The organism is Verminephrobacter aporrectodeae subsp. tuberculatae At4 (assembly GCF_000193225.1).
Classification (GTDB): domain Bacteria; phylum Pseudomonadota; class Gammaproteobacteria; order Burkholderiales; family Burkholderiaceae_C; genus Acidovorax; species Acidovorax aporrectodeae.
In genome coordinates this window covers 1-224 of sequence record NZ_AFAL01000655.1, presented here as the reverse complement: position 1 = coordinate 224, position 224 = coordinate 1, and the positions used below count along the sequence as shown (strand labels likewise).

General features: G+C 68.3%; 1 protein-coding gene. It reads left to right on the top strand.

What is annotated here, in order from left to right; all coding sequences use genetic code 11:
- On the top strand, positions 1 to 224 hold a 224-nt coding region (locus tag VTU_RS33885), incomplete at both ends, for an Ig-like domain-containing protein (protein ID WP_010107330.1).

The window sequence follows — 224 nt, the reverse complement described above, 5'->3', positions numbered from 1 at the left end:
CACGGCGACCATCACGCTCGCCGACAGCGCGCTCACCGCGGGCGAAACCACAACCGTCACCTTCCGCTTCAACGAGCCCGTCAACGGCTTGGACACCAGCGACATCGTGTGCACGAGCGGCACGCTGAGCGCGCCCACGGCGAACGCCGAGCGCACGGTCTGGACGGCGACCTTCACGCCCACGGCCAACGCCAACGTTCCGACGAACGTCATCCGCGTGAACC